This is a genomic window from Paraburkholderia sp. BR14320 (assembly GCF_040948665.1).
Classification (GTDB): domain Bacteria; phylum Pseudomonadota; class Gammaproteobacteria; order Burkholderiales; family Burkholderiaceae; genus Paraburkholderia; species Paraburkholderia youngii.
On sequence record NZ_JBFPKG010000076.1, the window covers coordinates 1 to 22607 of the forward strand.

23 protein-coding genes, 1 pseudogene and 1 riboswitch are annotated in these 22607 nt (G+C 64.6%); of the genes and pseudogenes, 11 read left to right on the forward strand and 13 right to left on the reverse strand.

The genetic code is table 11. The features are described from left to right. Positions 1-499: MFS transporter (locus AB3X89_RS36330; protein ID WP_368587529.1), on the forward strand; the 499-nt coding region annotated here is incomplete at its 5' end. 71 nt (positions 500-570) lie between these two features. On the opposite strand, the gene AB3X89_RS36335 is transcribed toward AB3X89_RS36330, so the two are convergent. From AB3X89_RS36335 to AB3X89_RS36355, 5 genes are all read right to left on the reverse strand, one after another. After that, positions 571-1002, reverse strand: coding sequence for a response regulator (locus tag AB3X89_RS36335; protein WP_368587530.1), 432 nt, complete (start codon positions 1000-1002; stop codon positions 571-573). 20 nt (positions 1003-1022) lie between these two features. Then, entirely contained in the window at positions 1023-1655 is a 633-nt protein-coding gene (locus AB3X89_RS36340; protein ID WP_368587531.1) for a response regulator, read from the reverse strand. 151 nt (positions 1656-1806) lie between these two features. Further along, a complete protein-coding gene (locus AB3X89_RS36345) occupies positions 1807-2352 on the reverse strand; it encodes a bacterioferritin (RefSeq protein WP_368587532.1) in 546 nt (181 codons plus the stop codon). Positions 2353-2569: 217 nt separating this feature from the next. Further along, positions 2570-2731, reverse strand: a complete 162-nt coding sequence (locus AB3X89_RS36350) for a DUF1328 domain-containing protein (RefSeq protein WP_006052455.1) — start codon at positions 2729-2731, stop codon at positions 2570-2572. A gap of 93 nt (positions 2732-2824) precedes the next feature. Beyond that, positions 2825-3001, reverse strand: a complete 177-nt coding sequence (locus AB3X89_RS36355) for a DUF1328 family protein (protein ID WP_090805380.1) — start codon at positions 2999-3001, stop codon at positions 2825-2827. A gap of 190 nt (positions 3002-3191) precedes the next feature. Here AB3X89_RS36355 and AB3X89_RS36360 point away from each other — a divergent pair, with 190 nt between their 5' ends. Next, the gene (locus tag AB3X89_RS36360; protein ID WP_368587533.1) at positions 3192-4679 is read left to right on the forward strand and encodes a sensor histidine kinase; all 1488 of its coding nucleotides are present in this window, start codon (positions 3192-3194) and stop codon (positions 4677-4679) included. 218 nt (positions 4680-4897) lie between these two features. Further along, positions 4898-5035, forward strand: a complete 138-nt coding sequence (locus AB3X89_RS36365; protein WP_013089876.1) for an entericidin A/B family lipoprotein — start codon at positions 4898-4900, stop codon at positions 5033-5035. Between the two features lie 248 nt (positions 5036-5283). Here AB3X89_RS36365 and AB3X89_RS36370 read toward each other — a convergent pair whose 3' ends face one another. Then, complete coding sequence (locus tag AB3X89_RS36370; protein WP_368587534.1) at positions 5284-6081, reverse strand: DUF4397 domain-containing protein; 798 nt, start codon at positions 6079-6081, stop codon at positions 5284-5286. A gap of 308 nt (positions 6082-6389) precedes the next feature. On the opposite strand from AB3X89_RS36370, the pseudogene AB3X89_RS36375 reads away from it, so the two are divergent. Then, a pseudogene (locus AB3X89_RS36375) lies at positions 6390-8433 on the forward strand (FAD-dependent oxidoreductase). A 36-nt stretch (positions 8434-8469) separates the two neighbouring features. Here AB3X89_RS36375 and AB3X89_RS36380 read toward each other — a convergent pair. From AB3X89_RS36380 to AB3X89_RS36405, 6 genes are all read right to left on the reverse strand, one after another. Beyond that, the gene (locus AB3X89_RS36380; protein WP_368587535.1) at positions 8470-9396 is read right to left on the reverse strand and encodes an EamA family transporter; all 927 of its coding nucleotides are present in this window, start codon (positions 9394-9396) and stop codon (positions 8470-8472) included. Between the two features lie 435 nt (positions 9397-9831). Next, positions 9832-10080 carry a pentapeptide MXKDX repeat protein gene (locus AB3X89_RS36385; protein ID WP_368587536.1) on the reverse strand — a complete coding sequence of 83 codons (249 nt, stop codon included), beginning with the start codon at positions 10078-10080 and terminating at the stop codon, positions 9832-9834. A 93-nt stretch (positions 10081-10173) separates the two neighbouring features. Then, positions 10174-10977, reverse strand: a complete 804-nt coding sequence (locus tag AB3X89_RS36390; protein ID WP_368587537.1) for a molybdopterin-dependent oxidoreductase — start codon at positions 10975-10977, stop codon at positions 10174-10176. A gap of 75 nt (positions 10978-11052) precedes the next feature. Further along, positions 11053-11703 carry a cytochrome b/b6 domain-containing protein gene (locus AB3X89_RS36395; protein ID WP_368587538.1) on the reverse strand — a complete coding sequence of 217 codons (651 nt, stop codon included), beginning with the start codon at positions 11701-11703 and terminating at the stop codon, positions 11053-11055. Positions 11704-11752: 49 nt separating this feature from the next. After that, entirely contained in the window at positions 11753-12613 is an 861-nt protein-coding gene (locus tag AB3X89_RS36400; protein ID WP_368587539.1) for a DUF1223 domain-containing protein, read from the reverse strand. Between the two features lie 107 nt (positions 12614-12720). Next, positions 12721-13179, reverse strand: coding sequence for a hypothetical protein (locus tag AB3X89_RS36405; protein ID WP_368587540.1), 459 nt, complete (start codon positions 13177-13179; stop codon positions 12721-12723). Positions 13180-13778: 599 nt separating this feature from the next. On the opposite strand from AB3X89_RS36405, the gene AB3X89_RS36410 reads away from it, so the two are divergent. The 6 genes from AB3X89_RS36410 to AB3X89_RS36435 all read left to right on the forward strand — a co-directional run bounded on the left by AB3X89_RS36410 (position 13779) and on the right by AB3X89_RS36435 (position 20537). Beyond that, positions 13779-14183 carry a GreA/GreB family elongation factor gene (locus tag AB3X89_RS36410; protein WP_368587541.1) on the forward strand — a complete coding sequence of 135 codons (405 nt, stop codon included), beginning with the start codon at positions 13779-13781 and terminating at the stop codon, positions 14181-14183. A 142-nt stretch (positions 14184-14325) separates the two neighbouring features. Then, a riboswitch (TPP riboswitch) is annotated at positions 14326-14443 on the forward strand. An 88-nt stretch (positions 14444-14531) separates the two neighbouring features. Next, complete coding sequence (gene thiC / locus AB3X89_RS36415; protein ID WP_368587542.1) at positions 14532-16463, forward strand: phosphomethylpyrimidine synthase ThiC; 1932 nt, start codon at positions 14532-14534, stop codon at positions 16461-16463. Positions 16464-16609: 146 nt separating this feature from the next. Then, on the forward strand, positions 16610-16834 hold the full coding sequence (locus tag AB3X89_RS36420; protein ID WP_368587543.1) for a glycine zipper 2TM domain-containing protein: 225 nt from the start codon (positions 16610-16612) through the stop codon (positions 16832-16834). A 185-nt stretch (positions 16835-17019) separates the two neighbouring features. Beyond that, complete coding sequence (locus tag AB3X89_RS36425; protein ID WP_368587544.1) at positions 17020-17499, forward strand: hypothetical protein; 480 nt, start codon at positions 17020-17022, stop codon at positions 17497-17499. 218 nt (positions 17500-17717) lie between these two features. Then, the gene (locus AB3X89_RS36430) at positions 17718-19316 is read left to right on the forward strand and encodes an L-lactate permease (RefSeq protein WP_368587545.1); all 1599 of its coding nucleotides are present in this window, start codon (positions 17718-17720) and stop codon (positions 19314-19316) included. A 291-nt stretch (positions 19317-19607) separates the two neighbouring features. Next, positions 19608-20537: a DMT family transporter gene (locus AB3X89_RS36435; protein ID WP_368587546.1), complete on the forward strand. Its 930-nt coding sequence runs from the start codon at positions 19608-19610 to the stop codon at positions 20535-20537. An 82-nt stretch (positions 20538-20619) separates the two neighbouring features. On the opposite strand, the gene bamC is transcribed toward AB3X89_RS36435, so the two are convergent. Continuing rightward, positions 20620-21849 (reverse strand): outer membrane protein assembly factor BamC, encoded by a 1230-nt coding sequence (bamC, locus tag AB3X89_RS36440; protein WP_368587547.1) that lies wholly within the window; start codon positions 21847-21849, stop codon positions 20620-20622. A 396-nt stretch (positions 21850-22245) separates the two neighbouring features. Between bamC and AB3X89_RS36445 the strand changes: the two genes are divergently transcribed. Continuing rightward, positions 22246-22607, forward strand: a 362-nt coding sequence (locus AB3X89_RS36445) for a DUF2844 domain-containing protein (protein ID WP_368587548.1), incomplete at its 3' end; no start/stop codon positions are given.

Consider the following 22607-nt stretch of genomic DNA (forward strand, 5'->3'; position numbering starts at 1 on the left):
CAGCCTTTTCTGGTCGGTGCTCGCGCTGTTGCTGGCGGGTGCGCCGTTTCATCTCGGGCCGCAGGCGGCGGGGCTGTTCGGTATCGTCGGCGCGGCTGGCGCGCTGGCCGCGCCGCTCGCGGGCAAGTTCGCCGACCGGCGCGGCCCACGCGCGATCATCACCGTGTCGCTCGTGCTGGTCGTGATCGCGTTCGTGATCTTCGGCGCATCGGCGAAGAGCATCGCGGGACTCGTGGTCGGCGTGATCATTCTCGACATCGGCGTGCAGGCCGCGCAGATTTCCAATCAGTCGCGCATCTACGCGTTAAAGCCCGATGCGCGCAGCCGCGTGAATACCGTGTACATGGTCGCGTATTTCATCGGCGGGGCGCTGGGCTCGGGTGTCGGCGCGATCGTGTGGCCGACGTTCGGGTGGATCGGCGTCACTATCGCGGGGATCGGGTTTGCCGGGCTCGGCGCGTGGAATCATTTGCGCTTGCCGGCGCGGACGGGGCATTGAACGCCCGATTCCACCTTATTTGTGCAGGCATCACGCGGACGCCGCGCGTTTTCAGCCCTTGCTGCGAGCGTTCAAACGTCGCCACCCCGCCCCAGCGCATACTCATGCAGCGCATCGAGCACGCGATCGAACTCGAACGATTTGTCGTAAAAGTGCTGCACGCCGTACTGCTCGCAGCGCGCTCGATACGCGGGCAATGCATGATTGGTCAGCACCGCCGCGAACATCGAATCGATCAGCCCCTCGCGTTGCAGATACGCGAGCACCGGCACGCCGGAGCCCTGCTTCAGCTGCAAGTCGACGATCACCGCATCGAATGCTTCATCGCCGAGCAACGCGATCGCCTGATCGGCGGAATCGGCATAAGCGGCCACGCGCAGCAGGCCCGAAGCATCGATCGCCTCGACGAGGCTGCGGCGGATCAGCGGCGAATCCTCGATCAGCAGCACGCGCAACGGCGCGCGACTGGCTGGATCGGTAGCAGGGTTCGATTCGCTGTTCATCGGGATGTCTCGATCGTCCGTCATTCGATCAGACCGTTCTTGATCGCGTAATACGTGAGGTCCGCGTTGTTCGCGAGTCGCATCTTCTCGAGCACCCGCGCGCGATACGTGCTCACCGTTTTGACCGACAGATGCAGTTCTTCCGCGATCTGCGTTGGCAATTGCCCTGCCGCGAGCTTGCAGAAGATCTGGAATTCGCGCTCCGACAGCGCTTCATGCGGACGTCCGGCGGCGGGCTTGTCGAGATTGTCGGCAAGCGTATCGGCGACCGCCTCCGACAGATAGCGATGCCCGCGCGCCACCGAGCGGATTGCGCGCACGATTTCCTCCGGCTCGCAGTCCTTGTTCAGATAGCCGTTCGCGCCCGCGCGAAGCAGATTGATCGCGTATTGGCTCTCGGGGTAGCCCGACAGGATCAGCACCCCCTGCTCAGGACGCACCTGCTTGATCACCCGCAACGTATCGATGCCGTTCTTGTCCGGCATCGCGATGTCGAGCAGCACCACGTCGAATGCCTGCTCGCGCACGAGGCCGATCGCTTCCTCGCCGGTGGCGGCCTCGGCGGCGACGCACATGTCCGGCTCGTCGGCGACGAACTGTCTGAAACCACCTCGAACGATCGCATGATCGTCAGCTATCAGCACTCGAATCATCGGTTGGGTGTCCGTGCAAAGGGAGTCGCTCCTAAGCCGACATTGTAATGATCCGGGGCCACGGCAGAACGTGGACTGCGAGGGCGGCTTCGCATCGCAGCCGCCCGCATTCCGGAGTTCGTGTTCGTCGCTTCCCCGTCATTCTGGCGCGCTACTCACGCCCCGCGAGCAGATCCGCCATATCGTCGGCATGCTCTTCCTCGACCGCGAGAATCTCCTCGAACAGCCGGCGCGTGGTCACGTCCTTCTCGCCGAGATAGCGGACGATCTCGCGGTACGTGTCGATCGCGATGCGCTCCGCGATCAGGTTCTCGCGAATCATGTCGGTCAGATCGGTGCCTTCCTTGTATTCCGAATGCGCGCGTGCCTTGATGCCGTCCGGCGCGAAATCGGGTTCGCCGCCAAGCTGCACGATGCGCTCGGCGATGCGATCGGCGTGTTCCTGCTCCTCGCTCGCGTGCTCGGCGAACTCCGTCGCGACCGCTTCGGAGTTGATGCCCTTCGCCATGAAGTAGTGGCGCTTGTAACGCAGCGTGCAGACGAGCTCGGTGGCGAGCGCGTCGTTCAGCAGCTTGAGCACCGTTTCGCGATCCGCGCCGTAGGTCGGCGTGACCGGACCATCGGACATATGCTTGCGCGCGTCCTCGCGGATCTTTTTGATGTCCATCACGAACGTGTCGCCAGATTGCTTCATCATCGAACTTCTCCTTTATCCGGTATTGGGGGAATCGCGCAACAGCACGAATCGCACCTGATGCGCCGACGGTGGAATGACGGCGCGCTTCGAACACGGGCGCCTCGATCGAGGATTCAAACGCCGCGCGTTCCCGCGCCTTGTTGACTACCTGTACCAACGTATACGTATTGCGTACTTCGCTGCCGATCTCGTGTTACGTTCATCCGGGCTCGCGTGGCTAGGTTCGAAACACGCCGAGCAGCAACGTGACCACGAACACGACGAGGAAGATGTAGAACAGGATCTTCGCGATTTCGGCCGCGCCGGCCGCGATGCCGGTAAAGCCGAACACCGCCGCGATGATCGCGATCACGAAGAAGACGATGGCATAGTGAAGCATGGCATTTCTCCCTTTTGTTGGCCCCTGCAATCGACTACCAGCAAACCCCTCGCCTGCTATGAAGGCGCGGCTTGCCCGACTGCGATGGCCGCGCTAATCGATCATTTTCTTGGTCACGACGAAGCCGAGCACGAGGAACACCACGCACAGCACGACAAACACGAAGAACAGGAACTTCGCGATCGCCGCTGCGCCGGCTGCAATGCCGGTAAAGCCGAGAAGACCCGCGATCACCGCGACGATCGCGAAGAACAGCGCCCACTTCAACATGATGGTTTTCTCCGGAAATATTGAATGAACGATCGGGTCCATGCTATCGATGCGCGGCGCCGCGCGCATTCCGACGCTCGCCGTTTTTCGTGTGAGAATCCGCTTACATTGGATTACGACGACGTTACGCGCGGCTTCGCGCGACGCGGGAGTCGACGCCTGAGTCGACGCCCTCTTTCTGGAGCAGCAAGTGTCGAATCTGCAGAACCCACCGGAACAGTCTGGCGCGCGCGCCACCGCGCGGCTCGCCGACTGGATGCGCAGGCGCAGCTGGGCGATCGCGATGACGGTCGCGATCGTGATCACGGTGGGCGGCCTCGTGATTCTGGAGAGCGCGCGTCAGCGCATCACCGCCGAGTACGAAACCGCGCTCGAAGCGCGCGACGTCACCGTGCAACTGAGCACGCTCGCGAGCGACCTGTCGCGCCTCAGCGCGCAACAGAACCAGTTTCTTCTGACGAAGGACGACGCATCCGCCCACGCGTTCTGCGCGAGCGCCGCGCGCATTCGCGACACCACCCGGCAGTTGGACCGCTTCTATCGCGGCGGCCGCGCGGACAGCGCGGAGCTCGCAAGCTTTACGCAGATTCTCGCGCTGATCGACGCGCGCATCGGCGCCGGCGCCGCCGCGATGCAGCACGCAGCGCCGCATCCGCTCGAACTCGGCGCATGCGGGCCCGCGAGCGACGTCAATCCGGCGGACGCGTCGTTGATCGACAGCACGCTCACGCTGCTGCGCGACAACGAGGACCGCCGCGCGCAGCACGCGCTGGCCGCGAGCCGCGCCGATCAGCGGCTGTCGACGCTGTGCGCGGCGGGTCTGTCGGCGCTGAACATCGTGCTGTTCATTCTGCTGTTTCGCAATCTCGGCATCCAGATCGACCGGCAGGCGCGCGCACAGCGTCAGCTGATTACGCAGCAGGAGGAACTCGACCAGCTGGTGGGCGAGCGCACGCGGCAGCTCGAAGCGCTCGGCTGGCATCTGCAGGCGGTCAGCGAAAACGAAAAGACCCAGCTCGCGCGTGAGCTGCACGACGAGCTCGGCGCGATCCTGACCGCATGCCGGATGGACGTAGCATGGGCGCGCCGCAAGCTGAAGGACAGCGAGCCGGACATCGCCGACAAGCTGCAGCGCGCGCTCGTCAATCTTGACCAGGGTATCGCGCTGAAGCGGCGCATCATCGAGGACATGCGGCCGACCGTGCTCGCCAATTTCGGGCTCGTCACCGCGCTGCGCACGCTCGCCGACGAAGCCGCGCAGCGCAACAACTGGACGCTCGAGCTGCACCTGCCCGCCGACGATGTCCAGCTCGACGAGCAGACCGAGATCGCGCTCTTTCGGGTCGCGCAGGAGTCGCTGACGAACGCCGCCAAATACGCGCGAGCCTCGAAGGTCGGCATCGCGTTGCGGGTCGGCGATGGCGAGGTCGCGCTGCATATCGCGGACAACGGCGTCGGCATCATGCCGGCCGATCTGAAACGCACGCATACGCATGGCCTGCTCGGCATGCGCCAGCGCGTGGCCGCGCATGGCGGACGCTTCGACATCCGCCGTGGCGCGCAAAACGGCACCGAAATCGACGTCGTGATGCCGAGCGCAAGCACCGCGACGCCGTCGGTGGATCAGCCGCTGGCGCCGCCGGCCACGCCGTCCACTTCGTCGCAAAGTCCCGTCTGACGGGCGCTCGCCGCGGCACCGCAAAGCCGTTGTAGGAGTGCGCCGACGCAAACACCGGAGCACGCCTACAACAAAATCGCGGCACGGCCGACAGCGCGGCCCCCACCCTTTTTTTACCATGCAATCAGGCCGGTTCGAAACCGGATCGAAACCTGATCGACTGGCATGGCCCCGGTCGGACGACATCAACCGATGCATTCTCGACAAGGAGAAGTTTCATGACTCGACTGATCGCTTTGCTTGTGCTCGCAGGAACCGCCATGCTCGTCACGGGTTGCAATACGATGGCGGGCGCCGGCCAGGATATTTCGAAGGGCGGCCACGCCATCACGAACGAGGCGGAAAAGGCAAAATAGACCGGCACATGGCAGCAGGTTTTAGAGAGCCCGTCGCGGGATGCCGCGGCGGGCTTTTTTTGTGCATGTTGGCTTGCAACGCGACGCGTTTTCAGAGCGCCATCAAACAGAACGGCGACCCACTGTCGTGGATCGCCGTGCCGTCCCCCCATTTTCCGACCATCCGGAGTCCTTGATTGTCCGGCTGGCGTAAGCGGTTCATCGATGCTCGCGCCGCGCGAGGCTCATCCGGTAATCGGCGGCCCGCGTCATTGCCCGGTCAACGTATTCGACAGTTCCACACTCGGCGTGCTCGTATTGCCGTTCTGTACGACCAGCAGATGAATCTGCCCCAGCGCCAGTTGGCTCAACACGCCCGCGATCGGCACCGAGGTGATCAGCCAGTCGGCGTTGTTCGCCAGCGAGAACGAGTTCGACTGGAAGATCGGCGTCTTGCTGCCGGCCACCGTCGCGATCAGCACGTACTGGCCACCCGACACGTAGATCGAATCCTGGCCGCTCGCCGGCACCGCGTTCTTGAACGACACGCCGGCGATCGTCGGCGACACGTTGGCGATGCTGGTGGCGGTGGCCTGCACGAGATAGAGGTCGAGGTCGGGCGCGTTCGCCGACGCATTAAAGCCGCGCACGCGCGCGTCATTGGTCAGCAGGCCCTTGTCGAACGGATCGTCGATCAGGCCGATATCGGGCGCCGACAGACCCGGCAACGCTAGCACCGTGTACACGTGGCCCTTCGCGACATCGGGGAAGCTGCCGCTCGCGAGCGCGTTCTTCGTGCCGGTCGCCGCATAAGCGACGGTCGTCGGGCCCGTGTCGATATTGGTGAGGTTGGTCACGCCTTTATACGAGATGTTGGTCTGTCCGGAAGGCGCGCTGCCATTGACGAGGAAGTCGACCGCGGGGCCACCCGGAAGCGCGTGAACGAAGTGAATCTCGGGATTGGTCAAGCCCAGCGTCTTGCCTGCATCGCTGCCACCACCGCCGCCGCACGCGCTCAGTACCGCCGCGGTCGCAACGACCGCTACCATGGTTCGGATAATTTTCATTGTGTTCACCTGTTCTCGATGTCGGGCTTGACGCTCATCGCCCATTGATACGTGGGCGACCGCGGGAAGCCTCGCGGTCGCCCTCCTCCCGTCCGTGCCGCACGGCGCGCCGGTTTTGTCGGTGACGCGTCCGTGTCGATGGACGCTCAAAATCAGCAATGGGTGTGCCGTGCGCTTAATAGCTGGCGCGAGACAACCGACTAACGTCTTGCGGATCAATGGATTGCGACGATTAGAATTTTTCCTCGGCGGTCTGGTCTGGCGCGCGGTGTATCGTTCGTGCGGCCCTCCACTTACACGGTCCCTGCATGTCTTACCAACACTTACTCGCCGAGCTCGACCTGGGCTTCACACGTCTGACCAACCGCGTCGTGATGGGCTCGATGCACACGGGCATGGAAGACCGCTTCTGGCATTACCCGCAACTGGCCGCGTACTTCCGCGAGCGCGCGAAAGGCGGCGTCGGCCTGATCATCACGGGCGGGATTTCGCCGAATCGCGAGGGCTGGGCTGCTGCCGTTCGGCGGCACGCTCAACTCGGTATTCGATCTGCGCAATCACCGGCTCGTGACCGAGGCCGTGCATGCGGAGGGCGGCAAGATCGCGCTGCAGATCCTGCATGCGGGCCGTTATGGCTATCAGCCGTTCGTGGTGTCGGCGTCGGCGTTGAAGTCGCCGATCTCGAAGTTCAAGCCGCGCGCGCTGACGCTCGCCGGCATCGAGCGCACCGTGCGCGACTACGCGCGCTGCGCGCGGCTCGCGCAACGCGCGGGCTACGACGGCGTCGAGATCATGGGCAGCGAAGGCTATCTGTTGAACCAGTTCCTGTGCCCGCGCACGAACCGGCGCACCGATCGATACGGCGGCAGCATCGAGAATCGCATGCGGCTCGCCTGCGAGATCATCGAGCGGGTGCGTGCCGAATGCGGCGAGCGCTTCATCGTCGTGTACCGGCTGTCGCTGATCGATCTGGTCGAGGGCGGCAATACGTGGGAGGAAACCGTGCAGGTCGCGCAGGCGCTCGAAGCGGCCGGCGTGACGTTCTTCAACACCGGCATCGGCTGGCACGAGGCGCGCGTGCCGACCATCGTGACCTCGGTGCCGCGCGCGGCGTTCACCTCGCTGACCGCGCGTCTGAAGGCCGCGGTCAACGTGCCGGTGATCGCGTCGAACCGTATCAACACGCCTGAGGTCGCCGAAGCGCTGATCGCCGATGGCACGGCGGATCTCGTGTCGATGGCGCGGCCGCTGCTCGCCGATCCCGAGTTCGTGCTGAAGACAGCCGAGGACCGCACGCACGAAATCAACACCTGCATCGCGTGCAATCAGGCCTGCCTCGATCACACGTTCAGGAATCAGCGCGCGAGCTGCCTCGTCAATCCGCGCGCGGGACGCGAAACCGAGCTCGTCTACCGGCCGCTCGCAAGCGCACAGCAGGCGCGCTCGGTCGCAGTGGTCGGCGCCGGGCCGGCCGGGCTGTCGGCCGCGACCGTGGCGGCCTCGCGCGGGCATCGCGTGACGCTGTTCGAGGCCAGCGACACGCTCGGCGGCCAGTTCAATCTCGCGATGCGCGTGCCGGGCAAGGAAGAGTTCAGCGAAACGATCCGCTACTTCCGCAGCCAGTTGCAACGCCATCGCGTCGACGTGCGGCTGGGTACGCGCGTCGATGCCGCGCTGCTCGCCGCGGGCGCCTACGACGACGTGATCGTCGCGACCGGCATCGTGCCGCGGCGGCCGGCGATTGCCGGCATCGACGGGGCCAACGTGCTGTCGTATGTCGACGTGCTGCGCGGCGCGCCGGTCGGCGCGCGCGTCGCGGTGATCGGCGCGGGCGGCATCGGCTTCGACGTCAGCGAGTTTCTGCTGCATCGCGCGGGCGAGCCGCTGCCGGTGCCGCGCGATACGTGGCTCGATGAATGGGGCGTCGACCTCGCGGTGCGCGAGCGCGGCGGCCTGAAGCGGCCCGCTCCCGCGCAACCGGCGCGGCAGATCTGGCTATTGCAGCGCAAGGCCGGCAAGCTCGGCGCGGGGCTCGGCAAGACGTCGGGCTGGGTGCATCGGGCGGCGCTCGCGAGGAACGGCGTGCAGATGCTAGGCGGCGTCGAGTATCGGGAGATCAGCGCGCGCGGTCTGAGGATCGCGCGAGACGGTGCCGACGAATGGCTCGACGTCGATACGATCGTCGTGTGCGCAGGGCAGGAGTCGTTGCGCGAGCTGTTGCCGCCGACTGTCGATGGCAAGCACGGCAGCGGCGGCCCGCGCTTTCATGTGATCGGCGGCGCGAAGCTCGCGACCGAGCTCGATGCGAAGCGAGCGATCCGCGAGGGCGCTGAGCTGGCGGCGGCGCTTTGACAACGGTCGCGCGGTTCGACGAGAACCGCGCCGCGCTCAGGCGCTGCCCTTCTGGTAATCGAACCAGAACGACAAGCCGACGCTGCTCAGGATCACGATCGTCGCGATCACCGTCGAGCGCGTGACCGGCTCCCCGAGCAGCAGCGCACCCAATGCAACCGCGACGATCGGATTCACGTACATGCAACTGCTCGCGATGATCGGGCTCGTGTGGCGAATCAGATAACCGTACGCGACGAACGCGGCCATGGTGCCGATCAGCATCAGATACAGGAACGCGACGAGCGGCAGAAAATGCAGCTCGAGCATCTGCTCGCCCGCCGCCCACGCGACCAGTGTCGAGATCGCGCCGCCCAGGCCGATCTGCAGCGAAGTCGACAAAAACAGGTCCGACGGCAGCTTCAACACGCCGGCCAGATGCGCGCCGCCGGCCCAGAACAACGCGCCGCACAGAATCGCGAGGCTGCCGCCCACCGAGCCCGGCGTGCTGTCGCCGTGACTCAGAATCACGATGCCGGCGAACCCGAGCCCGACCGCGAACCATTCGCCGCGGCCGATCTTGCGTCCGGCGACGGCCGCGATCACGGTCGCGAACAGCGGCACGGTCGCGACCATCACGGCCGCGGTGCCGGTGCCGACCGTGCGCATGCCGTACGCGAGCATGCCGCTCGACAGACCCACCAGCATCGTGCCGACGAGGCCCGCGTTGCGAATTTCGGCGAGGCTCGGCCAGACCGGCTTGCGGCGCGCGGCGAACACGAACAGACCAATGCCGGCGAACAGGTTGCGCAAGCCCGACATCAGCAGCGGCGGGAACGAGCCGAGCGCGACGTGCACGGCGAGATAGGTCGAGCCCCACACCAGATAAACGACGGCAAGCGCGAGCGCGACCTTCCCTTTGCGCGTCTGCGGCAGCCACAGCGGCCAGCCACGGGGAGAAAAAACTGAGGGTTGCAGCGACATGCGTTCAGCCCGCCGTCGCCACTCGACCCGCGCGCTGCGCTCGATGCCCGCGAGGCGCCGCGCCTGCGTCGATGCCTTTCGGGCGGGATGGCGGGCACCGCATCGGCGATGCGGTCTGACGGGTGAGGCTGGCGGACATGTCGGTGGAACAGTAAGACGATGGGCGGCGCAGGAAGCGCCAGAAACGGCTGTGACGGCGGAATCGGTCAAAACGACACGACGCAACGCGGCCGCGATGCGCGGCGACGCCGCGGGCGAAAGCCGCGGCGCGCAACGCATTATGCAGTAAGCGCCGAGTGCGCCGCGCGACAGAATCGTAACTTTTTGGTTTCCTGCAACAGAAAAGCCGGGGACGCATCCCCGGCTTGCATTCAGCGTCGAATCCGTCCGATGCTCCCCGCATCGGCAGGATCGCTAAGCACCCCGCGCGCGGACTCAGTTGCCCATCGCGCCCGACGCCTCGTGCTTCATGCCCATCGCGCCGCCGCCCTTTTTCATCGAGTCGTGTTTCATCGCGTCCTTTTTCATGCCGTCCTTCGACATGCTGTCTTTGGACATCGAATCTTTCGACATCGTGTCTTTCGACATCGCATCGTTTGACATCGCGCCGCTCGCCTGCGCGAATGCGGCGCCACCGCTTGCCAGCATCAGCAGTGCGATCGTGGTGATTGCAATCTTCTTCATGGGATGACTCCGTTGGTGGTGGATGAATCGAAACCGGCTCGCGCCGGCGTGCTTCCGAAGCCGCTGCCGCAAGCGCGCGTGCGCCCGCATGCGTCAGGAGCCTCCGAACCAGTTGTAGCCCTGGTCGACCCAATAGCCGCCGGGATACGTGTTGGTGACGAATATCTCGACGATGTGCTTCGGATTCTTGTAGCCGAGCTTGGTCGGCATGCGCAGCTTCATCGGGTAGCCGTATTTCGCGGGTAGTCGCTCGCCGTCGTAGGAAAACGTCAGCAGCGTTTGCGGATGCAATGCGGTCGGCATGTCGATGCTTTCGTAGTAGTCGTCCGCGCATTTGAAGCCGACGTACTTCGCCGTCGTATCCGCGCCGACACGCCGCAGAAAATCGCCGAAGGGCGTGCCGCCCCAACGGCCGATCGCACTCCAGCCTTCGACGCAGATATGCCGCGTGATCTGCTCGGCATGCGGCAGCGCGTACAGTTCGGGCAGCGTCCACACGCGCTTGCCGGTCACGAGCCCGCTCAGCTTCAGCTGGTAAGCGGAGCCGTCCACGTGCGGCACGTCGTCGATGCCGTAGTACGCGTTGAAGGGGAACGGTCGCGTGATCTGCGCTTCGGTGTAGGTCGGCGCGAGCTGCTTCGGATCGAACAGCGCGGCCTGCGCGCGATCGTTCAGCCGCGATACCGCGCTCAGGAAGCGGTTGACGGAAGCGTCGTCGGTCAGCGAGCAGCCGGTGAGCATCGATAGACCGCCGAGCGTCAATAGCTGCTTGCCGAACAGGCGTCGCGACGGCATCGCCAGTTCGCGCTTCGCATCGAGCAGGATCGACGCGCGGTCGAGCGTGTGGCTAACACGCTGGGTGGGTTGGTCTGCTGCTTTGTCGATCGGCTTGTTCATGATTCGGTATCCCTACAGAGTTCGCGTTGCGCGTCGATGAGCGTGAACATCAGCGTGGCCGTGGGCAATCGCGGCTCAACGTCCGCGCAGCATCGCGAGCAACGAACGCGGCACGAGCGCGACCATCGCCAGATGCACCGCAAGAAACGCGGCCAGCAGCGACATCGCGGTGAAGTGCACGACGCGCGCGTTGTCGTAGCCGCCCATCAGTTCACGCAGCAGCGGAAACTGCACCGACTTCCAGATCGCGAGCCCCGACAGCACCAGCACGATCAGATCGGCGATCGCGAACAGGTAGGCAAATTTCTGCACCGCGTTGTAGACGCGCAGATCGTCGTGAGACAGCTTCCCGCGCAACGCGGCGATGAAATCGCGCAGCACCGCGCGCGGCGTCAACGGCAGGAACTTGCGCACGAAACGCCCGCTCGCGAGATTCAGCGCGATATACACGAGGCCGTTGAACACCAGCAGCCACATCGCCGCGAAGTGCCATTGCAGCGCGCCGCCGAGCCAGCCACCCAGCGTGATCCCGGTCGGAAAGCTGAACGCCGGGAAGATCGGCGACGCGTCGTAGATGCGCCAGCCCGACAGCATCATCACGATCGCGGCGAGCGCGTTCAGCCAATGCGTGATGCGCAGCCACAGCGGGTGAATGACGGCGCGCTTCGGTGCGGCGGGCGCGGCGGGTGCGCGGGGGCGCAATGCGTGCGGTGTGGGTGTGGACATGGCGGCTCTCCTCGGGCAGCGGTAGAGAATGCGGCGCGTGCGATGTCGGTCAACGGCACGCTGGAAGATCGGCGGCTTGCAGCACATCGCCGCTCGCGTCGCTTTCGACGAACGCGACCACGCCAAAGCGGTCGGCGACGTTGGCGATCGGATCGGTTTTCGCGTCGACGCTCGCATCGCGTAGATCGACGTCCTGACGAATCCGCGCGTGACCGGCGACGATTGGCACCGGCCCGAACCACGCGCGCACGACGCGTTCGTGATGCAGCGTCGCGCCGCGGTTTTCGCCCGCGCCGACCTGCGTCGTCAGCGCGTTTTCGTAGACCGCGAGATAGCCGCTCAACGGATCCGTGGCGGCGTCCGTCGTGCTGAACTGCGCATCGACATCGAACGCACCGGGTGCACGCGGACTTAGTTCGAGCGCGACATTGGCCTGCGCGGGTTCGGCGACGAGCTCGTCGATGCGGCGCTCGAAACTGTCGCGTTGCGACCAGTCGCGCAGCTCGCGGCCCGCGACGAACACTTCCGGCGTATAGATCGTGTGCGCGCCCGCGAGATGCGTCAGCGTCTGCTGACGTTCGGTGAAGCGACGCTGGGAAAACCGGTCGGTCCAGCCGAGGCTGTTCCAGTAGTCGACGTGCAGTGCGAGCGGCACGATGCCGTGGGCGGCGCCATTGCTTTTCCATTGACCGAGCCAGCGGTCGGCGGGCGGGCAGCTATCGCAGCCCTCGCTGCTGTACAGCTCGACGAGCGCTAACCGGTGCGCGGGGCTGTGTGTCGCACATTGGGGCCTGGCCGCATCTGCCGCACCTATGCCCGAAGCGCTCAGCACAACGAGCGCGAGGCCGGCGGCGGGCCTCGAAAAAGTCGCTAGGCGCTGAAGTAGCGAGCGATAGTGCGCGGTCGACATGACGTGCTCCGATCGAAATCTGCACGTTTGTCGGCCCGCGCGGCCGGTTATGACAAGCCTCTTTTAATTTTTTCCGGCATGGGTAGCGAGCCAAGGCTCGCCGCGACTCAGTCGTAACTGACCACTACCGTCACGCGCGTGTCCGTATCGGTGCGCCGCGCGTTCAGCGACAGCACCCCGCCCGCGCGATCGACCGCGTAGTGGCCGTCGCGGGTCAGCACGACGTGCCCGGCGCCATCGACGAAACGCGCTGCCACCAGATCCCGCGACTGCGTGCCGCCGTTCACTTCGAGCGCGACATCGGCCCCGCTGACGACGCCCGGCGGCGCGCTGAACGTCACCGTGCGCGAGAAGCGCTGACCGGCCACGCTCGCACTTTCGACGGCGACGCCAGTGATCGCCGTATCCGCGCTGATCTGCAGCGGCGGTGCGACGATCATCCCCACGAACCGGATCACGCCGCCCGTCACCGTCGATGCCGCCGGCGCCGCCAGCGGCGCGGCAAGCAATGCCACCACCGCGGCTGTGCGACCGAGCGTTCGCCACCGCATTCTTTCCGCTTTCATGTGCACCTCTCTGTCAATCGGTCAATCGGCGCGAGTCGCGTCGCGCCATTCACGCGCCATCCCGCGAATCGCTTCGCAGGAGTGCGGCCTTCGCTGCACTTTGATTAACGGCAATCGTGTGACTGGCTTGAACGCTATGCGGAGCACGTCGCTTTCTTCTGGCACCGCACAAAAGACGGCCGCTCGACCGAGTGCGATGTCGCGAACGGAAACGCCCGAGACAGCGTGCTAACATCAAGCTTTCGTCGCTGGTGTCGCGGGCTTCACGTTTTGCTGCGCGGCAACCTCCTGTTCGCTATTCCCATCACCTGGTCGTTTTGCCCGTGACTTCTGTGCGTCGTCCGACTTTCCGTGTTCTCGCCCGCTTGCGCCCATGCCGCGCAGGCGGCTGCGCGCGCGCGGGTGTCGCGCCGCACGGCGCCGGCGAGACGTCCCGAACGCTCCCGCTTCGCGCCGCCCGGCGCCCTTGCTGACGTAGCCTGCCGATACCCAGGGCCGCGTCGCCGGGCTCCGGGCTTTCCCATTCGTGAACTCATCCGCCGACCACCCGCATGGGGTCGTCGCACGCGGCCATCCTCCACCGCCTTATCGGAGTCCTGATGATGAAGAAGATCAAAACCTGCTATCTGACCGAACTCGACGTGACCCGCCTCGAGAAATATGCGGCCGCCAACGCCAAGCTGCAGCACGTGCTCGACGACGTGCTCGAACGCGCGGTAATCGTTGATTCGCACGATATCCCCGCCGACGTCGTCACGATGAACTCGCAAGCGACGCTGATCGATACGGCGAGCGGCGAACAAATGACGTGGACCGTCGTCTATCCGCCCAACGCCGATTTCGCGCAAGGGCGGCTGAACGTGTTCTCGCCGGCTGGCCTCGCGCTGCTCGGCGCGCGCCGCGGCGAGAGCATCCGCTTCACGCCACCCAGCGGCGATCAGCAAGTCCTCAAGATCGCCAAAATCCTGTATCAGCCCGAAGCCGCCGACGATTTTTCCCTGTAAGCCGGCTGTTCCATTGTTGTAAGTTGCCCTGTCTGACGCGGTCTCGAAATAAGCATAGGAGATGTCCGGATTCATCTGGACCAGTTTTTTTGAATCACGCAGACAGGTTGCCAAACCGCGGGCGGGCGGTGTATCGTGTGCGCTGCTAACGCGGGGGTCCTGCGTAGCGCGGAGCTGGAGGTCCGTGTTGCGTGGGTGAGAAATACCCTTTGAACCTGATCTGGATAATGCCAGCGCAGGGAAGCGTACGGATCTCGCACCAGCCTCAACAGCCTCACCTCCCAGCGATTTCCGACCACTTCCATCTCAGTCTCCTGCTTAGCCGCCCCACTTTGTACGGAGACTTACATGAGCGCCAATCCGAAGTTTATTTCCGCCGAAGCCCATGTGGACGAGGCCGCCGTCGCGCCGCTGCCGAATTCGCGCAAGGTCTACGTGACCGGCTCACGCCCCGACATCCGCGTGCCGATGCGCGAAATCTCGCAGGCAGACACGCCCGACAGCTTCGGCGGCGAAAAGAATCCGCCGATCTACGTGTACGACACGTCGGGCCCCTACTCCGATCCGGACGCGAAGATCGACATCCGCGCGGGTCTGCCCGCGCTGCGTCAGGCGTGGATCGAAGAGCGCGGCGACACTGAGCCGCTGAGCGGTCTGTCGAGCAGCTTCAGCCGCGAGCGCGCTGCCGATCCGGCCACCGCGCAGCTGCGTTTCCCGGGTCTGCATCGCACGCCGCGGCGCGCGATCGCCGGCAAAAACGTGACGCAGATGCACTACGCGAAGCAAGGCATCATCACGCCGGAAATGGAATACATCGCGATTCGCGAGAACCAGCGCCGTGCCGAGTATCTGGAGACCCTCAAGGCGAGCGGCCCGAACGGCGCGAAGCTCGCCGCGATGATGGGCCGCCAGCATCCGGGCCAGGCGTTCGGCGCGAGCGCGTTCGGCCCGAACGGCCTCACCGAAATCACCGCGGAATTCGTGCGCGAGGAAATCGCGCGCGGCCGCGCGATCATCCCGAACAACATCAATCACCCGGAAAGCGAGCCGATGATCATCGGCCGCAACTTCCTCGTGAAGGTGAATGCGAACATCGGCAACTCGGCGGTGACCTCCTCCATCGGCGAGGAAGTCGACAAGATGACCTGGGCGATCCGCTGGGGCGGCGACACGGTGATGGATCTGTCGACCGGCAAGCACATTCATGAAACGCGCGAATGGATCATCCGCAATAGCCCGGTGCCGATCGGCACGGTGCCGATTTACCAGGCGCTCGAAAAGGTCAACGGCAAGGCTGAAGATCTGACGTGGGAAATCTTCCGCGACACGCTCATTGAACAGGCCGAGCAGGGCGTCGACTACTTCACGATCCACGCGGGCGTGCGTCTGCAATACGTGCCGCTCACCGCGAACCGGATGACCGGCATCGTGTCGCGCGGCGGCTCGATCATGGCGAAGTGGTGCCTCGCGCATCACAAGGAAAGCTTCCTGTACGAGCATTTCGAAGACATCTGCGAAATCATGAAGGCCTACGACGTGGCTTTCTCGCTCGGCGACGGCCTGCGTCCCGGCTCGATCTACGACGCGAACGACGAAGCGCAACTGGGCGAGCTTAAGACGCTCGGCGAGCTCACGCAGATCGCATGGAAGCACGACGTGCAGGTGATGATCGAAGGTCCGGGCCATGTGCCGATGCAGCTGATCAAGGAGAACATGGACCTGCAGCTCGACTGGTGCGACGAAGCGCCGTTCTACACGCTCGGGCCGCTGACCACCGACATCGCGCCGGGCTACGACCACATCACGTCGGGCATCGGCGCCGCGATGATCGGCTGGTTCGGCACCGCGATGCTGTGCTACGTGACGCCGAAGGAACACCTCGGTCTGCCGAACAAGGACGACGTGAAGACCGGCATCATCACGTACAAGCTCGCCGCGCACGCAGCGGACCTCGCGAAAGGTCATCCCGGCGCGCAGGTACGCGACAACGCGCTGTCGAAGGCGCGCTTCGAATTCCGCTGGGAAGACCAGTTCAATCTCGGTCTCGACCCGGACAAGGCGCGCGAATTCCACGACGAAACGCTGCCGAAGGATTCGGCCAAGGTCGCGCATTTCTGCTCGATGTGCGGCCCGCACTTCTGCTCGATGAAGATCACCCAGGACGTGCGCGAGTTCGCCGCGCAACAGGGCGTCAGCGATAACGAAGCGCTGCAGAAAGGGATGGAAGTCAAGTCGATCGAGTTCATGAAGCAAGGCGCGGAGATTTATCAGCGGCAATAAGCGGCTTGCGCGATACGCGCGAGTTAGCCCAGCAGTATCGGAGCCCGCCGGCATGGCGGGCTTTTTTTGTGCCGCCGCGTCGAGCAGGCACGTTGTGTGCTGCGAGAAGGAAACAACTACGTCCAACAAAGAAGGGAGTCATCATCATGAAATCGATCGTTCAACTCGGTACTCGTCTTGGCACCGTCGCAGTTGCACTTTCGCTCGTCGCGGGTATCGCGGCATGCGGCGACATGTCCCCACGCACACGCGATACCGCGATCGGCGCGGGTGTCGGCGGCGCAGCCGGCGCGGCGATCGGCGGCAGCGGCTTGTCGACGTTGGGCGGCGCGGCGGTAGGCGGTGTCATCGGTAACCAGATCGGCAAGTGAGCGGCAAACGAGCGTTCCGAGGACTGACGAGGGCGGCGAATGCAGTGCGCTCTCGTCTCGACTATGCGCGTGGAAATAGACTTAAATATGCGGTTGCGGTTTTGCCACAGCGCTGCCGCGGCAAGAGCGTAAGCTCCTCACAACGACGTCGCGCGAGGCGGCATCGGTTCATCGAGGAGCGCGCCATGAAGTCCCGCGTCGTCACCCATCTTCGCGCGGTGCGTCTCTCGTCGCCACGCATATCGTTTCGTTGTTCCGCGAGATTCGCGCGGCCCGCCGCCCCGATTTCCGCGCTCGCCTCCAGTCTGTTTTTATCCGGCTGCTACTACCCCGCCGGCTACTATCCGGCGGGCTATTACACGTCGTACTATTCGACCGCCCCCGCCACCGCAGCGGACCAAACCACACCGGCCACCGATCCACAGCAGACGCCTCAAGCCCAGGCGCAAATGCAGGTCGCGCCGCAGGACATGCCGCCCGGTTATGCAACCCCCGCGCCCGTGTATGTGGCACCTCCGGTTTATCCCGCCTACTATCCGCCACCGGCTTATCCTTATCCCGCCTATTACGGCTATCCCCCCTACTATGGACCGTCGATCGCGATCGGCATTGGTGGCTACTGGGGGGGACATTGGGGCGGCCATTGGGGCGGCCACTGGCATTGACCTGTCTCTGTTCACCCGTCACCGCGCACACCCCGCCCGTACTTTCCCGGCTTGACTCGCCGATATGGCGCTCTATTCTTGAAAGGTTGCACGCAGCACCCGCTTAAATCAGGCGCAGCCGCTTGGTCGAGGCCACTCGCGAGCGTCCGCCATGCCAGAGCGACGCGCCGTCATGCGCAATCTCCCGCGTCGAATTACACAACAACGAAGGAGACGTGATGTTTCATCAACTGCTCACTCCAGTCGGTAATTCGCTTTTTGCGTCGTTTATCGTCGCCGCGCTGCCGATCATCGTCGTGCTCGCGCTGCTCGGCTGGGCGCGCAGGCCAGCGTGGCAGGCATCGCTCGCGGGATTGATCGTCGGTTTGATCGTCGCGATTTTCGTCTGGCAGTTTCCGGTCGGGCTCGCCCTCAACTCGGTCGCAGCCGGCGTCGTCTTTGCGCTCTGGCCGGTGATGTGGATCGTCTTCACCGCGATCCTGCTGTACAACATCGCGCAGCGCTCGGGACGCTTCGAAGCCTTCCGCCTGTGGATGATCGACAACCTGCCGAACGACCGGCGCATCGTGCTCGTCGTGGTGGGCTTTTCGTTCGGCGCGCTGCTCGAAGGCATCTCGGGCTTCGGCACCCCGGTCGCGATCACGAGTTCACTGTTGATCATGCTCGGTTTTCCGACGCTCGAAGCGCTGATCTTCACGCTGATCTTCAACACCGCGCCGGTTGCGTTCGGCGCGCTCGGCGTGCCGATCACGGTGCTCGGCGCGGTCACGCATCTGCCGTCCGATGTGCTCGGCAAGATGGTCGGGCGGCAATTGCCGTTCTTTGCGGTCCTGCTGCCCTTCTATGTGATCGGCGTGTACGCGGGCTTTCGCAACATGCTGCGGATCTGGCCGGTGCTGCTGGTGTCGGGCCTGAGCTTCGCGCTGACTCAGTTCGTCGTCTCGAACTTCGTGAACTACAGCCTGACCGACGTGCTGTCTTCGCTGGTTTCGCTGATCCTGACAGTGGCGTTCCTGCGGGTGTGGAAGCCCGTCGCCGATCCGAAATTCGCGATCAACGTCGATCGCATCAACGAGGTGCGCGGCAAGATCGGCGGCGTGCAAGGCTGGTATCCGTGGATCATCGTGTCGGTTGTCGTGATCGTCTGGACGGTAGCGAGGATCTTCACGATCGGCGACGTGAAGGTGTCGTGGCCGGGTCTCGACAAGGCCGTGTTCATCACGCTGTACAACACGCCGTACGGCGCGATCTGGGACTTCCAGCCGCTTGCGACCGGCACTGCGATCCTCGTCGCGGCGCTCATCACCGCGTTCGTCGTGCGACTCCCCCCCGCCGAGTTCGGCAAGGCGATCTCCGACACGTGGGTGCAAACGCGCATCGCGATTCTGACCGTGGCGACGATCGTCGGCCTCGCGTATCTGATGAACTACTCGGGCCTCAACTACACGCTCGGCCTCGGGGTCGCGTCGGTCGGGCCGGTGTTTCCGCTCGTCTCGGCGTTTCTCGGCTGGGTCGCGGTGTTCCTGTCGGGCAGCGATACGTCGGGCAATGCGCTGTTCGGCAATCTGCAGGTGGTGGCGGCCAAGCAGCTCAATCTGAATCCGGTGCTGATGGCGGCGACCAACTCGTCGGGCGGCGTGATGGGCAAGATGATCTCGCCGCAGAACATTTCGACCGGCGTCGCGACCACCGACTTGAAGGGCAAGGAAGGCGTCGTGTTCGCCAAGACCTTCAAGCATTCGATTCTGCTCACGGTGCTGCTCGGCGTGCTCGTGTGGGCGCAGCAGAACTTCCTGCAATGGATGATTCCGCACTGAGCTTGCGCCGCTAACGGCGCAACGCAATTCACATCGTTTCGGACGGCGTCCGCGCATCGCGGGCTCCGTTTGCAATTCCATCCCCGCTACCGCGCCGCCGCATCGCAATTTTTCTCACATATCCGTGAGAATTGCTCGTTTGGCGCGCACTCTCGCAGCGCTTACGATCGACCTACCCGGACGCGGCCGTCTCCCGGATCTTGCCGTTTCATCCCGCATTGAAACGAATCGCGCGATCGCACTGTTAGGATGAGTTGGCGTCCCGACTCAACTGCGCGCGGCGCCATTCCAATGAAAGCCAGAAACCTTCTGCAACTGCTGATCCTCGCCGCCCTGTGGGGCGCATCGTTCCTGTTCATCCGCGTCGGCGTGACCGACTTCGGCGTCGCGCCGCTGATGGCGCTGCGCGTCGGCATCGGCGCCCTCTTTCTCGCGATCGTGCTGATCGCGCGACGGCCGCTGCAACAGTCCGGCACGCTGTTGCGCACGCACGCGCTGCCGCTGCTCGTGGTCGGCATTCTCAATTCGGCGGCGCCATTCTGCCTGTTCGCGTATGCCGAGCTGACTCTGTCGGCGGGCGTCACGTCGGTGATCAATGCGTGCGCGCCGCTGTGGGGCGCGCTGGTCGGCTTTCTGTGGCTGCGCGACCGGCTCAGCGCGCTGCGCACACTCGGCCTCGTGGTCGGCTTTCTCGGCGTGCTGATGCTCGTGTGGGACCAGATCGCGGCGCCGGACGGCTCGGCCGCCGCGCCGCTCACCGTCGCGCTCGCCGCCGGCGCCGCGCTCGGCGCGACGCTGCTCTATGGCATCGCCGCCAACTACACGAAGCGTCACCTGACTGGCGTCGACGCGCTCAGCGTCGCGACCGGCACGATGATTGGCGCAACGATCGTATTGCTGCCGCTCGCGGTGATCTACTGGCCCGCCGCGCCGATTTCGCTGCGTGCGTGGGGCGCGGTGATCGCGCTCGGCGTCGCCTGCACCGGCATCGCGTACATGCTGTTCTTCCATCTGATCGCGGTCGCCGGTCCGACACGCGCGATCACCGTGACCTTCGTGATTCCGATCTTCGGCATTCTGTGGGGCGCGCTGTTTCTCGGCGAGACGGTGTCACCCGGCATGCTCGAAGGGTGCGCGGTGATTCTGGTCGGCACCGCGTTGGCGACCGGCGTGATCAAGCGCTTGCCGTGGGTCGGCACGCGGCGGCGCGCGGATACCTGAGTAGGCGGTCGAAAAAAAACGCCCGGATTGCTCCGGGCGTTTTTTTCGTCGAACCGGCGGCGTTGGCCGCTAGGTTCCCGTATCAGTGCAGCTGATAGGCCATCAGGCTCATGATCTGCTTGGCCTGCGAGCTTTCGTCGACTTGCCCCTTGTCGTCGACCACGGCCACGCGGGTCTGATCCGGCGTCACCGCGCGCACGTTCACGCGATACTCCTTGGCGACCTTCTCCTTCCGGCCGTGGAAGACCTGGCTCCAGAAGCCCTGCTCGGCCGACGACATATCCTTCGGATCGACGTAGCGCACGAAATACAGACCGCGGCTCACGTCGCGGTCGTCGACCGTGAAATTGCTGCGATCGAGCGCGAGGCCCACGCGCAGCCACGCACGGTCATACGGCTCCCCGAGCGTGAGTTCGGTTGACGAGAGCTGGGCCGACGTGTTGTTGGCCGAATCCACGTCCGGCGTCGACGGCTGGGCCGCCAGCGCGACGTTTTGCGCGACGACGGCGGCCGTCGCAGACTTCGCACCCGCCGTCGCCGCATTCGGCGCGATCTGCGTGCCCGCAGGCGACAGCTCGGCGTTCTGCGTGCCACCCGCACCCGATTCAGCACGCGCAAGCGAGGCCATCAGGCGCTTCAGATATTCCTGCTCGAGCGCCGGGTCGTTCGGCTTGGGTTGCCACTGGGTGGACTCATTGTTCGTACCGGTGATCGCCTCGCGCATGCCTTTCTGGCTGACGAACACGTAGGTGCCGCCCTTCGGCGCCGCTTCGAGACGCGTGCGGAACTTGTTGCGCTCCGAGCTCACGTAGCTGTTGCCCATCGCCTTCGACAGCGTGTTGCGGATAAAGCCGTCGTTGATCTGCGCGTGGGTTTCGTTCCAGTCGGTTTCCATCACGCCCTTGTCGCGCTGGTCGACGACGAGCAGGAAGCCTTGCTCCTGCCAGAAGCGGCGGATTTGCGGCCACGCCTGGTCGGGCGTTTTGTTGTCGATCACGAGCCAGCTTTCGGTGCCGTCGCGCTGGATATGGATGCCCTGGACGGGCGGCACGACCGCAACCGCGTCGCCGGCCGGCGCCTGCGCCTGCACCTGTTTCAGCGTGGACAGCGAAGTTTCGCCACCCTGTGGCGGCAGCGAGCGCTGATCGGCCGTCTCGTCGATCATGTTCGGCGGTACGGCAAGCGATACCTGCTTCGAACGGGAGTCGCTCCTATAGTCGATTTTGGTCGGCGACGAGGTACCGCAGCCGGCGACCAGCCCGCCTGCCATGAGCATTACTGCAAACCGCTTGGTGAGACGAAAATCAGTCATGTTCGGGGAATCCTTCCGCTACGCCACGGCAAGTTTCCGTGGATCAACCCAACATTTTACCGGTCCCGGCGAGGCGTGTGCAAAAACTGGGGTTTGCCCGGGAATCGCCGCATGCCACCGCGACGAAACGGCCACGGGAAAAAAGTCCGCGCCCGTCACGCTATTTGCCCTCCTATGAGGTAAATTTAACACTCAATGACACTTTCGAATTGACTTGGGAGTACTCCCAAGTCTTCGCCGGTGGCCCGCCGAAAAAGGGTTCCCGGTCTGCATGCGGCTTGTTTTCCACATTGCGTGCGGTCCTGTCCGCCGCGATGTGCAAAGACCAGAAGAAAACCGGTGCTACGTTGATCGAGTTATCTCAATAAAAATCCGGCGCCAAACGAGGAAGGCCTCATGTCCCAGTCCAGTCTCCATCCATCCGCGATCGCCTCGGTGATCGCCGTCGTCGCGTGCTGCGCGAGCTTCGGCGCGCATGCCGAATTGGGCGGCACGATGCCGAGCCAGGCGGTGGCGGGCGCGAGCGCGCCGCGCACGCTGCTCAATGGCGCACTGCGCGAGCGCACGTGGACCGACGCCGGCAATACCACGATCAACGAATACGCGACCAGCACCGGCCTGATCGTCGCGTACGCGTGGCAAGGCCCGACGATGCCGGATCTGCACGCGCTGCTCGGTAAATACGGCGACTCGTACAAGACCGGCGCCGCGGCGGCGGCCGGCAGCGGCAATCTGCATTCTTCGCGGGTCTCGCGCTC

Excerpts from the sequence above, each read along its gene's own strand:
- AB3X89_RS36385 (WP_368587536.1), bottom strand. The coding sequence starts at position 10,080 with ATGAAGAAGATTGCAATCACCACGATCGCACTGCTGATGCTGGCAAGC.
- bamC (WP_368587547.1), bottom strand. The coding sequence starts at position 21,849 with ATGACTGATTTTCGTCTCACCAAGCGGTTTGCAGTAATGCTCATGGCA.
- AB3X89_RS36380 (WP_368587535.1), bottom strand. The coding sequence starts at position 9,396 with ATGTCGCTGCAACCCTCAGTTTTTTCTCCCCGTGGCTGGCCGCTGTGG.
- AB3X89_RS36435 (WP_368587546.1), top strand. The coding sequence starts at position 19,608 with ATGAAAGCCAGAAACCTTCTGCAACTGCTGATCCTCGCCGCCCTGTGG.
- AB3X89_RS36390 (WP_368587537.1), bottom strand. The coding sequence starts at position 10,977 with ATGAACAAGCCGATCGACAAAGCAGCAGACCAACCCACCCAGCGTGTT.
- AB3X89_RS36410 (WP_368587541.1), top strand. The coding sequence starts at position 13,779 with ATGATGAAGAAGATCAAAACCTGCTATCTGACCGAACTCGACGTGACC.
- thiC (WP_368587542.1), top strand. The coding sequence starts at position 14,532 with ATGAGCGCCAATCCGAAGTTTATTTCCGCCGAAGCCCATGTGGACGAG.
- AB3X89_RS36335 (WP_368587530.1), bottom strand. The coding sequence starts at position 1,002 with ATGAACAGCGAATCGAACCCTGCTACCGATCCAGCCAGTCGCGCGCCG.
- AB3X89_RS36405 (WP_368587540.1), bottom strand. The coding sequence starts at position 13,179 with ATGAAAGCGGAAAGAATGCGGTGGCGAACGCTCGGTCGCACAGCCGCG.
- AB3X89_RS36355 (WP_090805380.1), bottom strand. The coding sequence starts at position 3,001 with ATGTTGAAGTGGGCGCTGTTCTTCGCGATCGTCGCGGTGATCGCGGGT.
- AB3X89_RS36420 (WP_368587543.1), top strand. The coding sequence starts at position 16,610 with ATGAAATCGATCGTTCAACTCGGTACTCGTCTTGGCACCGTCGCAGTT.
- AB3X89_RS36365 (WP_013089876.1), top strand. The coding sequence starts at position 4,898 with ATGACTCGACTGATCGCTTTGCTTGTGCTCGCAGGAACCGCCATGCTC.
- AB3X89_RS36400 (WP_368587539.1), bottom strand. The coding sequence starts at position 12,613 with ATGTCGACCGCGCACTATCGCTCGCTACTTCAGCGCCTAGCGACTTTT.
- AB3X89_RS36350 (WP_006052455.1), bottom strand. The coding sequence starts at position 2,731 with ATGCTTCACTATGCCATCGTCTTCTTCGTGATCGCGATCATCGCGGCG.
- AB3X89_RS36345 (WP_368587532.1), bottom strand. The coding sequence starts at position 2,352 with ATGATGAAGCAATCTGGCGACACGTTCGTGATGGACATCAAAAAGATC.
- AB3X89_RS36395 (WP_368587538.1), bottom strand. The coding sequence starts at position 11,703 with ATGTCCACACCCACACCGCACGCATTGCGCCCCCGCGCACCCGCCGCG.
- AB3X89_RS36370 (WP_368587534.1), bottom strand. The coding sequence starts at position 6,081 with ATGAAAATTATCCGAACCATGGTAGCGGTCGTTGCGACCGCGGCGGTA.
- AB3X89_RS36430 (WP_368587545.1), top strand. The coding sequence starts at position 17,718 with ATGTTTCATCAACTGCTCACTCCAGTCGGTAATTCGCTTTTTGCGTCG.
- AB3X89_RS36340 (WP_368587531.1), bottom strand. The coding sequence starts at position 1,655 with ATGATTCGAGTGCTGATAGCTGACGATCATGCGATCGTTCGAGGTGGT.
- AB3X89_RS36425 (WP_368587544.1), top strand. The coding sequence starts at position 17,020 with ATGAAGTCCCGCGTCGTCACCCATCTTCGCGCGGTGCGTCTCTCGTCG.